Source organism: Gilvimarinus japonicus, from assembly GCF_042847215.1.
In the GTDB taxonomy this organism is placed as follows: Bacteria; Pseudomonadota; Gammaproteobacteria; order Pseudomonadales; family Cellvibrionaceae; genus Gilvimarinus; species Gilvimarinus japonicus.
The window spans coordinates 3,325,659-3,339,162 of sequence record NZ_AP031500.1; the positions used below are offsets into that span (position 1 = coordinate 3,325,659).

The 13,504-nt window shown below is 54.0% G+C and carries 10 protein-coding genes and 1 tRNA gene; 1 reads left to right on the forward strand and 10 read right to left on the reverse strand.

Features of this window, described 5'->3' with window-relative positions:
* Positions 1–452: 452 nt before the first annotated feature.
* The 6 genes from ACGHAD_RS14105 to ftsH form a co-directional block, all read right to left on the reverse strand.
* A tRNA-Leu gene (locus tag ACGHAD_RS14105) sits at positions 453–537 on the reverse strand.
* A gap of 23 nt (positions 538–560) precedes the next feature.
* Positions 561–977: a preprotein translocase subunit SecG gene (gene secG / locus ACGHAD_RS14110; protein ID WP_339615810.1), complete on the reverse strand. Its 417-nt coding sequence runs from the start codon at positions 975–977 to the stop codon at positions 561–563.
* 21 nt (positions 978–998) lie between these two features.
* Positions 999–1,778 (reverse strand): triose-phosphate isomerase, encoded by a 780-nt coding sequence (tpiA, locus tag ACGHAD_RS14115; protein WP_339616067.1) that lies wholly within the window; start codon positions 1,776–1,778, stop codon positions 999–1,001.
* A gap of 97 nt (positions 1,779–1,875) precedes the next feature.
* Positions 1,876–3,213 carry a phosphoglucosamine mutase gene (gene glmM / locus ACGHAD_RS14120; RefSeq protein ID WP_382417983.1) on the reverse strand — a complete coding sequence of 446 codons (1,338 nt, stop codon included), beginning with the start codon at positions 3,211–3,213 and terminating at the stop codon, positions 1,876–1,878.
* Positions 3,214–3,218: 5 nt separating this feature from the next.
* Entirely contained in the window at positions 3,219–4,112 is an 894-nt protein-coding gene (folP, locus tag ACGHAD_RS14125; RefSeq protein ID WP_382417981.1) for a dihydropteroate synthase, read from the reverse strand.
* Between the two features lie 129 nt (positions 4,113–4,241).
* Positions 4,242–6,176: an ATP-dependent zinc metalloprotease FtsH gene (gene ftsH / locus ACGHAD_RS14130; protein WP_382417979.1), complete on the reverse strand. Its 1,935-nt coding sequence runs from the start codon at positions 6,174–6,176 to the stop codon at positions 4,242–4,244.
* 659 nt (positions 6,177–6,835) lie between these two features.
* Between ftsH and yhbY the strand changes: the two genes are divergently transcribed.
* Positions 6,836–7,138 carry a ribosome assembly RNA-binding protein YhbY gene (gene yhbY / locus ACGHAD_RS14135; RefSeq protein WP_339615808.1) on the forward strand — a complete coding sequence of 101 codons (303 nt, stop codon included), beginning with the start codon at positions 6,836–6,838 and terminating at the stop codon, positions 7,136–7,138.
* Positions 7,139–7,236: 98 nt separating this feature from the next.
* On the opposite strand, the gene greA is transcribed toward yhbY, so the two are convergent.
* The 4 genes from greA to ACGHAD_RS14155 form a co-directional block, all read right to left on the reverse strand.
* Complete coding sequence (gene greA, locus ACGHAD_RS14140) at positions 7,237–7,713, reverse strand: transcription elongation factor GreA (RefSeq protein ID WP_339615807.1); 477 nt, start codon at positions 7,711–7,713, stop codon at positions 7,237–7,239.
* Positions 7,710–10,931, reverse strand: a complete 3,222-nt coding sequence (gene carB, locus ACGHAD_RS14145) for a carbamoyl-phosphate synthase large subunit (protein ID WP_339615806.1) — start codon at positions 10,929–10,931, stop codon at positions 7,710–7,712. The genes greA and carB overlap by 4 nt, the downstream gene beginning before the upstream one ends.
* A gap of 34 nt (positions 10,932–10,965) precedes the next feature.
* A complete protein-coding gene (carA, locus tag ACGHAD_RS14150; protein ID WP_382417976.1) occupies positions 10,966–12,111 on the reverse strand; it encodes a glutamine-hydrolyzing carbamoyl-phosphate synthase small subunit in 1,146 nt (381 codons plus the stop codon).
* Positions 12,112–12,365: 254 nt separating this feature from the next.
* Positions 12,366–13,436 (reverse strand): alpha/beta hydrolase, encoded by a 1,071-nt coding sequence (locus ACGHAD_RS14155; protein WP_382417974.1) that lies wholly within the window; start codon positions 13,434–13,436, stop codon positions 12,366–12,368.
* Positions 13,437–13,504 lie beyond the last annotated feature (68 nt).

Consider the following 13,504-nt stretch of genomic DNA (forward strand, 5'->3'; position numbering starts at 1 on the left):
TATGACGCGATACCATAATAAGTATCGTCAACAGGCATCTGATGTATAAACGACACATTGTCGCACCAAGAAAGCGCTCTTTTACCGCCACTAAATCAAGCAGCGACCTGGCATACAATTCCCTCAAGACCTAGAGCAATAGAAGTATCTGCACACAACGCGATGCATCCTCTCGGCCCTTGCTATAAGTCACAACCTGAGTTTCATCACTTTCAGCTCACTAAGTGATTGGTCTTAATATGCCTGTACCATCGGCAGCTTGTAAGCCTTTCCTATTGGCTTAGCTGGCTTAACCACAACTTAAACTTAGCATACTGATAGCGACCACGCTGAAGACGCACCTCCAGCGGATACAACGGGGGCACATAGGACAGATACGGATAGGCCAGACACAAAAAAGCCCCGGCTGGCGGGGCTTTCAAGACGATATGGGAGCATATCGGTTAACTAAATGGTGCCCAAGGCCGGACTTGAACCGGCACGGCTTACGCCACTACCCCCTCAAGATAGCGTGTCTACCAATTCCACCACTTGGGCAATTCTATATTAGCTACTCACTGTTAAGGAGCGGCTGGAACCTCATCTTCTGCAACACCGGCACCTTGCTCGACGCTCGGCACATCAGAGCCGCCGGGGACGTCTGACTCATCGGCAGATGCGTCAACAGCACCGCCAGCCGCAGGAACGTCACTCTCAGCGGGTGCGGATTCTATCACGCTCGGAATTGAATCGTCAGCTATGGAAGAGCTATTTTTTGCAATAATAGCGAGACCAAAACTGGTACAGAAAAAGACAAACGCAAAAATAGCCGTGGCGCGGGTAAAAAAGTTACCACTGCCCTCACTACCAAAGACGGTTTGCGATGCGCCAGCACCAAAAGAGGCACCGGCTGAGGCGCCTTTGCCCTGCTGCATTAAGATCAATGCAATGATGGCCAGCGCCGTTAAGATATGAACAATCAGTACTATTTTTTCCATTACTCCGCTCTCTTTACGAGCTTACTGTGTCATGCCAGTAGCAACCTGTTCGGCGCTCTGACATATCGCTATAAATTCTTCTGCGTTAAGCGATGCTCCCCCTAAGAGGGCGCCATCGATATCCGGCTCGGCAAACAAGCTCAGCGCGTTGTCGGCCTTAACGCTGCCGCCGTACAATATGACTAAACCGTTACCCTGGGCACCGAACTGACCGCGGATAAAAGTGTGTACCTCTTGGGCTTGCTCTGGCGTCGCCGTTTTACCTGTACCTACCGCCCAAATTGGCTCATAAGCTACCACGGCACGACTAAACGCCTCTAAGCCCGCCGCCTCAATCACAACTCTAAGTTGCTGACCAATGGCGTCAAGCGCATTTCCCGCCTCACGTGCTTGCTCGGATTCACCGACACATAAAATGGGGGTTAGACCACTCTCTTGCGCCGCTAAAAACTGCTCTGCCACATACAAATCACTTTCGGACTGCATCCGGCGGCGCTCGTTGTGACCGACAATCACATAGTGACAACCACAATCCGATAGCATTTCACCAGAGATCTCGCCGGTAAAAGCGCCATTGGCACGCGGATTAAGACTTTGCGCCCCCACAATAAGCGGGCTACTCGCAAGCGTCTCGGCCAGTTGTGGCAAATACACAAATGGAGGACAAATCGCAGCATCAACGTGTTGCAGCGGACGCCAGCCAGACAAAATTGCTTGGAGTAACCGGTCGTTGGCGGCACGAGTGCCGTTCATTTTCCAGTTACCGACGACTAACTTGCGTCGATCTCCTCTGGACTGCAATCCCACTTTGGTGTCCTCCGTAAAACGGCCGCCAATGGTATCCGAACACTCTTCAAGATACAACGGCAAATTGCCCTAAAAACCGTAGGTTACGCGACTAATTCAGCGCCTTTTCCACCTCTTGCGCGAGCTGCCCGGCCAAGCGCTTTACCTCGGCGCGATCTTCACCTTCAACCATAACCCGAACGACCGGCTCAGTGCCCGAAGGCCGCAGCAGGACCCGGCCACGACCACCCAGCTGTTGCTCCGTGGCGGCGACGGCGGACTGAACGGCAGGATCACTGCTTAAATCGACTTTTTTCAAGCGATGGACATTGATCATAGTTTGCGGCAACTTCACCATCCCCTGTTTAGCACTGTGCAGAGTTTTGTCCATAGCACTAATCGCCAGCAAAATCTGCAGGGCCGAGATGATGCCATCACCGGTGGTGGTCACATTGCCACAGACGATATGCCCTGACGACTCCCCACCCAGCGTCCAACCATTATTGCGCATGGTCTCGATCACGTAGCGGTCCCCCACTTTAGCGCGAGCAAATGGAATACCTAGCGCTTTAAGACCGAGCTCGAAGCCAAAATTACTCATAAGGGTGCCCACCACACCGGGGCAGCCACCGCCGAGCTTGTGCTGATACGCCGCGATGATGTAGAGCAGCTCATCGCCATCGACGACCTCCCCCTTGTGATCGACAAAGATTAAGCGATCACCGTCGCCATCAAAGGCGATACCCAAATCGGCCCCCACTTCCTGCACTTTTTCTTTCAGTGCCTCGGGGTTAGTCGAGCCACAACTGCGATTAATGTTCGTGCCATTGGGCTCGCAAGCAAACGGGATGACTTTAGCGCCCAACTCACTAAAAACACTTGGAGCAATGTGGTACGTGGCGCCATGAGCGCAATCCACCACGATTTGCATCCCCGAGAGCTTAAACCCCCAAGGCATAGTACCTTTGCAAAACTCAATATAACGACCCGCGGCATCCGTGATCCGGCGCGCCTTACCAAGCCGCTCCGCCGTCACCATCGGCTGTTCAAGCTGCTCTTCTATGGCGTGCTCTATATCATCGGGTAGCTTAGTGCCCTCCGCGCTAAAGAACTTAATGCCGTTATCAAAATAACTGTTGTGCGAGGCGCTAATGACAATGCCGGCTTGCGCCTGAAACGTACGGGTTAAATAAGCAATGCCAGGCGTAGGCATTGGCCCTAACAACCCGACGTCGACCCCTGCGTTAATCAAGCCCGCCTGCAGTGCAGACTCAAACATATACCCCGATATCCGGGTGTCTTTACCAATTAGGATCAAGCCCGGCCCGTCGTAGTGATCCACTAACACCCGGCCCGCCGCCCAACCCAGTTTAAGCATAAAGTCAGGAGTGATGGGCGTTTCGCCCACGCGTCCGCGAATACCATCGGTACCAAAATATTGTCGGCTCATATTTACTAACTCTCTTTCTCGCACCAGCCATCTTGCACAGCTAGGTGAACACTAATCATATCGCTGGTGGCGGCCACATCGTGCACTCGAATAATATTGGCACCGCGCAACACACTCTCGTGCGCTAGCGCCTGTGATCCAGGCAAACGCTTATCAACATCGCGGCCAAGTAACGCGCCTAACAAAGATTTACGCGACAAGCCTACTAAAAGCGGCCGCTGATATCGTTGGAACTCAGATAAACCACGCAACAAGGTTAAATTTTGCGCCAGTGTTTTGCCAAAGCCAAAACCTGGATCTAGCAGTACCCTGTCGCGATCGAGGCCAGCGGCTTCACAAGCGTCCAGCCGCTGAGAAAAAAAGTCATGCACCTCGCGCATTACATCGGGGTAAGTTTGTAGGTCGCTCATATTGTCTGGCTCGCCACGCATATGCATCAAGCATACTGGCAGCCCAGTCAGTGCCGCGGCTTTCAACGCGCCCTCTCGGCGCAGCGCGCGCACATCGTTGATCAAACCGGCGCCTGCCGCAGCCGCCTCGCGCATAACCACTGGGTTGCTGGTATCCACCGATACAAGTGCCCCCAGCTCGCGGGTAATCGCCTCAATCACGGGAATAACCCGCTCCAGCTCTTGCGCCTCAGAAACCGGGGCGGCACCGGGGCGAGTAGACTCGCCGCCCACATCGATAATAGCGGCGCCTTCGGCCAGCATTTGACGGGCGCGCTCTAACGCCAGCGCAAGATCAACGGAGGCGCCCTTAAAATAACGGCCACCATCAGAGAAGGAGTCGGGTGTGGCATTCAAAATGCCCATCACTTGCGGCCGCTCAAACACCAAGCGATGAGCAGCGCAATTTATAGGGGCAAGCGAACTAGAGGCAGACGAGGGCAAGGGCATACTGGTCACGGCTTAACGAATAAGATTTGACTAAAACAGTCGAGTTATAAACGGCTTTATAACAGCGCGGAATTTTAGCCGGATACAAATAACCCCGCAAAAGCGGGGTTATAGTACGGCATGTGCGGCTTAGTGATCTTCCGCGGGGCCGCCGATAGGTCCAGCTTTACCCTCTTTGGGAGAGTCGTCAGCTTTATCACTCACACCGCCACCGCCAACATGGCCATTAAAGTCACCATCGTGCCAATCCCGCGGTGGACGAACTTTACGGCGCGCCATCAAATCATCAACCTGCTCGGCATCAATCGTCTCGTACTCCATCAGTGCGTCTTTCATAGCTTCCAGAATATCGCGATTATCGTGCAACAGCTGCTCAGCACGCTTGTAACAGCCATCGATAATCTGACGCACTTCCTGATCAATCAACTTCGAGGTTTCCCCCGAGTAGTTAATTTGCCCCGAGCCAGGCATCATGCCTTCGTCTTCACCATAGTGCAGCGGGCCAAGCTTTTGCGACAAGCCCCATTTAGTCACCATATTGCGCGACAGCTCCGTCGCCCGCTCGATATCGTTAGAAGCACCAGTGGTGATACCGTCATCGCCTAACGTCATTTGCTCGGCAATGCGACCACCAAACAAAGTGCAAATGCTCGACTCAATAGAGCGGCGGCTCATACTGTACTTATCGGCCTCGGGCAAAAACTGCGTTACCCCCAGCGCCCGGCCACGGGGAATAATCGTCACCTTGTGAATCGGATCGTGCTCAGGCACCAAGCGACCAATAATCGCGTGGCCGGCCTCGTGGTACGCGGTGTTCTCTTTTTCTTTCTCGCTCATCACCATGGAGCGGCGCTCGGCCCCCATCATGATCTTATCGCGCGCTTTCTCAAACTCTTCCATCGTGACCAAACGCTTGTTGGCCCGGGCCGCAAACAGTGCCGCCTCGTTGACTAAGTTAGCAAGGTCAGCCCCCGAGAAGCCCGGTGTGCCACGGGCAATAACGGATGCCTCGACCGACTCGGAGATGGGCACTTTGCGCATGTGCACTTTAAGCACTTGCTCGCGGCCGCGAATATCGGGCAAGCCCACAACGACTTGACGGTCAAAACGGCCGGGGCGCAACAGGGCTTTATCCAACACATCGGGGCGGTTTGTGGCGGCGATCACAATCACGCCTTCACTGCCTTCAAACCCGTCCATTTCGACCAGTAGTTGGTTCAGCGTTTGTTCGCGCTCGTCGTTGCCGCCACCATGACCGCCACCACGATGGCGACCAACGGCATCAATTTCATCAATAAAAATAATGCAAGGCGCCTGTTTTTTGGCTTGCTCAAACATATCGCGCACGCGCGAGGCGCCCACGCCGACAAACATCTCAACAAAGTCGGAACCCGAGATAGAAAAGAAAGGCACTTTGGCTTCACCGGCGATGGCTTTCGCCAACAACGTTTTACCCGTACCAGGGGCACCGGCCATCAGTACACCGCGTGGAATACGCCCACCCAGGCGCTGGAACTTAGTCGGGTCGCGCAAGTACTCAACCAACTCTTGCACTTCTTCTTTGGCTTCATCGACCCCGGCCACATCGGCAAAGGTCGTTTTAATTTGATCTTCGCCCAAAAGGCGCGCCTTAGACTTACCAAAGCTCATAGGGCCGCCGCGACCGCCGCCGCCAGCACCACCCTGCATTTGGCGCATAAAAAACAGAAATACCGCAATGATAATCAAAATAGGGAAGCTGGCGATTAACAGCTGATACAAAAGACCGGGTTTTTCGGGCGCCAAGGCGGTGATCTTAACGTCGTGATGACGTAAATCGCCCATCAAATTAGTATCGGGAACGGATGGCATTTTGGTCTTAAAGCTTGAGCTGTCGGCCATGACACCACGAATATCTGTCTCTTGGATGGTCACTTCTCGCACCCGATCCTGCTCCACAGCGGTGACAAACTCCGAATAGCTCATAGACTCGGACTGTGCGGGCTGCTGAAAGCCCTGAAACACGCTGAACAGAACAGCGGCGATAATCAGCCATAAAATCAGATTTTTCGTCATATCGTTCAAGGTATAACCCTCAATTTACATCAAATCGGGCGCCTAGCGCCGCTGCTTGGCCTTCTGCGTTATAACGGGCAAATTTAGAAGGCTCATAATAATGACAGCCGTTTTACAGTATAGCCCCGTAGATCACATTTGGGCCGTAAAATTCCGCCTGTCATGAAATTTCAACTCGCTAGAACAGGGTACCCCATTCGGCACTCGATATTCAGCATTTAAAGCCCTTACCCGTGAGATATACCTCATGAAAAGCGCTTCGGATGGTACAAAAAGAGCCAGTATACGCGCCAATGAGCACGCAAATTCTCTGGGGCGCGCACCGATGTCAGGGCCTTGCAAGAGCAAAGCTGTTTAGGGCTATAACCCGGGTCTCTCACCCAACACTTCGCGCGGGGCTAACTGACAGCGCCTACCTCACTCATATGGGGGCCGCATCGGAGATTACAAGGTCAGACGGGCGCGTCAGAACCTAGTATTCGCCCAATTGAGCACCTTAACACCGGATTGACCGGTTTTGGCCGATTTATCACCGACGTACGGCGCCGCGACTACTGCGCTAGAATTACCTAATGGAAGCGCGGAGAAATACATTTCCTGCCGGCGTTTAGGGTACAATAGCCGCCCGCCAGTGGGTGGCACGAAGTCTCGCAAAAGGTAACTACGCTATGTCCTCAAACTCCGAACGCAAAAAACAGTTTCGCTCGCTCGGCCACAACTTAAAACCGATTGTGACCATTGCCGACAACGGCCTCAGCGAGGGCGTACTTTCGGAGTTGAACCGCGCATTGGATGACCACGAACTGATCAAAGTAAAGCTCGCTCTGACCGAGCGTGAAGACCGTCAGCAAATTACGGATGAGATTCGCAAGCTGCCCAAAACCGAAGTTATTCAGCAAATCGGCAAGGTGTTGCTGTTGTTTCGCGCCGCGAAACAACCTAACCCTAAGCTGTCCAACTTACTGCGCTAAAGCGGGCAACAGCAGACGGGGCATGGAGAACGAAAACGTTCCCCGTTCCCCGTTCCCCGTTCCCCGTTCCCCGTTCCCCGTTCCCCGTTCCCCGTTCCTTAAATATGTTCCACCTTGTCGATTTCGTACTCGACTTCTCCGCCCGGGGTTTTAACCACCACCACATCGCCCTCTTCTTTGCCAATTAATGCGCGGGCAATCGGTGAGCTAATAGAGATTTTATTAATTTTAACGTCGGCCTCATCGTCACCGACAATACGGTAGGTTTTTTCTTCATCCGTCTCGACGTTAACGATGGTCACAGTTGTGCCAAAAATCACCTTGCCAGTGGCCGGTATCGCTTTAACATCGATAACCTGAGAGTCCGCCAGCTTACCCTCGATCTCTTGAATACGGCCCTCACAAAAACTCTGCTGCTCCCGCGCGGCGTGATATTCGGCATTTTCTTTTAAGTCACCATGCTCGCGAGCATCGGCGATGTCTTGAATAATACGCGGACGCTGAACTTTTTTAAGGTCTTCCAGCTCGGCGCGCAGCGCCTCAGCGCCCTCTACAGTCATAGGGACTTTTTTCATTGTGCGGCCTCCTTGTGTAGGTCCTGCAAGCGGCGAACTTCAATCTCACCACCGGCGCGCAGCGCCATCGCTACGGCTTCACCACCGGCCAACGTTGTGGTGTAGTAAACGCGGCGAGCTTCGGCACTGCGACGGATAGGCGCCGAATCGCGGGTAGCCTGACGCCCCTCGGTGGTATTAATGATTAAGGTCACCTCGTCATTTTTAATCATGTCGACAACGTGCGGACGACCTTCGACCACCTTATTAACCACATCAACATCAAAGCCGGCGGCGCTCAGCACTTTGGCAGTACCGCGAGTCGCCACGAGCGAGAAGCCAAGCTCCAGCAGGTTTTTCGCCACCGCAACAACACCACTTTTATCCACGTCACGCACACTGATAAAGGCGCGTCCACCCTCGGGTAATTTGCTACCGGCGCCCAATTGGCTTTTGCCGTAGGCTTCACCAAAGGTCGCGCCGACGCCCATCACCTCACCGGTGGATTTCATCTCGGGGCCCAGAATCGGGTCGACCGCCGGGAATTTATTAAAGGGGAATACCGCCTCTTTAACATGAAAGTGCTTGGGTACGATTTCTTCAGTGAAACCCTGCTCGGCCAGAGAGATGCCCGCCTGACAACGCGCGGCAACTTTAGCCAAAGACACGCCAATACACTTGGATACATAAGGAACGGTCCGCGAGGCGCGAGGGTTAACCTCGATCACATAGATTTTGCCATCTTGGTAGGCAAGCTGAGTGTTCATCAAGCCCACCACGCCCAGCTCCACCGCCATAGCCTTTACTTGCTCGCGCATTAAATCTTGCACATCGGCTGGCAGCGAGTAAGGAGGCAACGAACAGGCCGAATCACCTGAGTGAACACCACACTGCTCAATGTGTTGCATAATGCCGCCAATCACCACTTGAGAGCCATCCGATACCGCGTCGATGTCGACCTCGATAGCGGCACTCAAGAAGTGATCCAGCAGTACCGGCGCATCTTCAGAGACTTTAACCGCCGAGTGCATATAAGTGCGCAACTCTTCTTCTTTATAAACAATCTCCATCGCCCGGCCGCCCAATACATACGACGGACGCACGACCAGCGGGTAGCCCACTTTCTCGGCGCTAATCAAGGCCTCTTCCAGCGAGCGAACAATGGCATTCGGCGGCTGCAACAAACCGAGATTCTCGATCATTTGCTGAAAACGCTCGCGATCTTCGGCGCGATCGATAGCATCGGGGCTGGTGCCGATAATGGGCACACCTTCGGCCTCCAGAGCGCGGGCGAGCTTCAGTGGCGTCTGGCCGCCAAACTGTACAATCACGCCTTTGGGCTGCTCTTTATGGACAATCTCCAGCACGTCTTCCAATGTCACCGGCTCAAAGTACAAACGATCGGAGGTGTCGTAATCGGTGGAGACCGTTTCGGGGTTGCAGTTGACCATAATGGTCTCGTAGCCGTCCTCGCGCATGGCAAGCGCGGCGTGTACACAGCAGTAGTCAAACTCGATGCCCTGTCCAATACGGTTGGGGCCACCGCCGATAACCAAAATTTTAGGCTTACCCGAGGGCTCGGCTTCGCACTCCTCGTCGTAGCTCGAGTACATATACGCGGTAGACGTCGCGAATTCGGCCGCGCAGGTATCAACCCGCTTATACACCGGGCGAATATCTTGCGCGTGGCGCGCGGCGCGCACTTTGGCCTCTTTAACGCCCAACAACAAAGCCAAGCGTTTATCGGAGAAACCTTTGCGCTTTAACAAGTACAGATCATCGGCCGTTAAGTCTGGCAACTTCGCCGCGCGGACTTTTTGCTCAAGGTCGATCAACTCGCGCAACTGCTCTAAGAACCAGCGATCGATTTTAGAGGTATCAAACACTTCATCGACCGTCATACCTAGACGGAAGGCATCGCCCACGTACCAGATACGCTCGGCACCCGGCGTGGTCAGCTCGCGACGAATACGCGCCGGGGTCTCTTCGGCCGACAAGTCCAGCTTAGACTCAAAACCGGCAGAGCCAACCTCTAGGCCACGCAACGCTTTTTGCAGCGACTCCTGGAAGGTGCGGCCAATGGCCATCACTTCACCGACCGACTTCATTTGAGTGGTTAAGCGAGCGTCGGCATCGCCGAACTTCTCGAAGGTAAAGCGCGGGATTTTAGTAACCACGTAATCGATTGACGGTTCAAACGAGGCAGGGGTGGCACCGCCTGTGATTTCGTTTTGCAGCTCATCAAGGGTGTAACCAACAGCCAACTTAGCCGCAATTTTGGCGATAGGAAAGCCGGTCGCCTTAGAGGCCAAAGCCGAGGAGCGAGACACCCGAGGGTTCATCTCGATCACTACCAGACGACCGTTGTCCGGGTTCACCGCAAACTGCACATTAGAGCCACCGGTTTCCACACCAATCTCACGCAGCACCGCCAGCGAGGCGTTACGCATAATTTGCAGCTCTTTGTCCGTCAAGGTTTGTGCCGGCGCTACGGTAATAGAGTCACCGGTGTGCACACCCATCGGGTCAAAGTTTTCGATCGAGCAGACAATGATGCAGTTGTCATTTTTGTCGCGCACAACCTCCATCTCATACTCTTTCCAACCGAGCAGAGACTCGTCAATCAGTAACTCGTTGGTGGGCGACAAGTCCAGGCCACGAGCACAAATTTCCTCAAACTCTTCCCAGTTGTAGGCAATGCCGCCACCCGATCCGCCCATGGTAAAAGACGGGCGAATAATGACCGGAAAACCATATTTTTTGGGGACTTCTTTGGCCTCTTCCATCGAGTGCACGATGTCGGCGCGGGCGCATTCAAGACCAATTCTTTTCATGGCCTTATCAAATAAGTCGCGATCCTCGGCTTTGTTGATGGCCTCTTCGTTGGCACCAATCAGCTCCACACCGTACTTTTCCAGCACGCCGTGTTTGGCCAGATCGAGCGCACAGTTAAGCGCGGTTTGACCACCCATGGTGGGCAACACTACATCGGGGCGCTCTTTCTCGATGATTTTGGCAACGGTTTGCCACTCCACCGGCTCGATGTAAGTAGCATCGGCCATGGCCGGGTCGGTCATGATGGTGGCGGGGTTTGAGTTCACCAGAATCACCCGGTAGCCCTCTTCGCGCAGCGCTTTACACGCCTGGGCGCCGGAGTAGTCAAACTCGCAGGCTTGGCCGATCACAATCGGGCCTGCGCCGAGAATCAATACACTGCTAATGTCGGTACGCTTTGGCATTTTCTCTCCAAAATCTGTTGCCAATCCCGAGGGATCACTGGGCCGCTTTGTGCGCCTCAATCAATTCAATAAAGTGGTCAAACAGACCGTCGGCATCGTGCGGACCAGGACTGGCCTCGGGGTGCCCCTGAAAGCTAAAGGCTGGCTTGTCCGTCAGGTGAATGCCCTGCAGTGAGCCATCAAACAGCGACTTATGGGTTGTTTTGACGTTGGCGGGCAAGGTGGATTCATCCACCGCAAAGCCGTGGTTTTGCGCGGTGATCATCACCAGGCCGGTTGCGGTATCTTGCACCGGGTGGTTGCCGCCGTGATGGCCAAACTTCATCTTAACGGTCTTAGCACCGGCAGCGAGCGCCAGCAGCTGGTGACCGAGGCAAATCCCAAATACGGGGATGTTCGTGGTCAAAATCTCTTTGATGGCGGCAATCGCGTAATCGCAGGGCTGTGGATCGCCCGGGCCATTGGCCAAAAAGATACCGTCTGGATTCATCGCCAGCACATCGGCCGCCGGGGTTTTTGCCGGTACAACGGTAATATCGCAACCGCGATCGGCCAGCATACGCAAGATATTGCGCTTAACACCGTAATCGTACGCCACCACTTTAAAGCGGGTCTCGACGATATCTGAGTGACCAGAGCCGAGACTCCAGCTGCCCTCGGTCCACTTATAGGGTGCTTCGCAGCTGACCTCTTTGGCTAAATCCATGCCTTTAAGGCCCGGAAAGGCTTTGGCAGCCTCCAAAGCTTTGGCCTCGTCGATATCACCGGCGACAATACAGCCGTTTTGCGCGCCTTTATCGCGCAAAATGCGAGTCAAGCGGCGAGTATCTATGTCGGCAATGCCTACCACGTCCTTTTGCTTGAGGTAGTCATCCAAGCTCTGGCTTTGACGGAAGTTGCTGGACAGACGCGGTAAATCGCGAATCACCAGACCTGCCGACCAAATGGTCGCGCACTCTTCGTCTTCGGGCGTAGTGCCGGTATTGCCAATATGTGGATAGGTCAGCGTTACAATTTGGCGGGCATAGGAAGGATCGGTGAGGATCTCCTGATAGCCGGTCATCGAGGTATTAAACACCACCTCACCAACCGACAGGCCGTCGGCACCAATAGCTGTACCGCGAAAGACACTACCGTCCTCTAGCACCAGTAGCGCGGGTCTCTGAGCCCCAGTAATCAAGTCAACCTCCTCAACAATTCACTTTCTTCATGCCGAGCGAAACGACCACACAAACCGGGGTGCGTCGCTGATTTAGATACATCTGCTCGGAAATAAAAGCCCGGTCACAAGTTGCAAAAAAGCGAGATGAAACATCGGGCTTCATCTCGCTTATTGTTCATTACTCTGGCGACCATCGGCGCGGCTTAGGTTACAGCCAATCTGACCGCAAATTTTAGGCGAAAACCGGGAAATTGTCCAATGCTAAATCACACTTATGGATCGGAGGAGGCTAGTACCCGCTGCAAAAACGCGTTAACCCAAAATGCAGTCGACTCAAACCAGGGGTCAAACAACCAAAATGGATGCGGCGTATTGGGCAGCGTATGCACCTCGGAGTACACTCCCGCCCCATCAAGCCGAGCCACATACTCATCGCGGCCGGCGTGAAAACGCGGTTGCGAGCTATTTATAAACAACGTGGGCGGAGTATGCTTGTCAACGTAAGCGAGTGGCGAGGCCTGCTCCCACAACTCTGGCACCTGCTGGTAACGCCCGCCAAACCACGCCTCCGCCGCCGAAGGCTTTTTGGCCGGATCATTTTCGTATTTCAGCGCCACAGGTGTCGTAAAACTCACAATGCCGTCGATATTAACAATCGCCTGCACCTTGGACGACTGCGCCTGATACGGCCCACCTTGAGCGTACTCAGGCGACGTCTTTATCGCACCCAGTAAAGTCGCCATCTGGGCCCCCGAGGAACAGCCAAGAATCGCGATAGCTGACGAATCGATATTGTAATTGGCGGCTTTTGCACGCATCCAGCGAACAGCCGCGTACAAATCACTCATCCCGGCCGGATACCGCGCCTCAGGAGACAACCGGTACTCCACCGTCACCGCCACAAAACCACGATTAGCCAAATAGGTTGCCATCGGCTCCTGATGGGAGCGGCTGCCCGACATCCACCCACCACCATGCACCAACAATACCGCCGGGGCCGGCTTGTCGCCCTTAGGGGCAAACACATCGACATGCAACGCACGACCAACATCATCCCGGTACACCAAGTCCCGGCTGACCGACACACCAGCACTCGGCGCCACACCCGCCACCGCAATACCAGGGTGCTCTTTTTGCGCTTTGGCAAACGCCTTGGCAACGGTAAAGCCATCATTTACTGGGCTATCCGCCGCAAAGGCCAGCCCGACCACAAAGGGTGACCCGCAACATACAATCACCGACACCATTATTAGCCAACGTAAGCGCTTTCTAACAATCTCAATCATCCTCACCTTGAACACCTTTTGCAAAAGCAACTCTTCAATACGTTTGTATTTTGCCACTATGGTATCATTCGCAAGTTTATTTCGTTTTGATGGTCCGCCAAATAATGGTCCGAATCAATAACCAA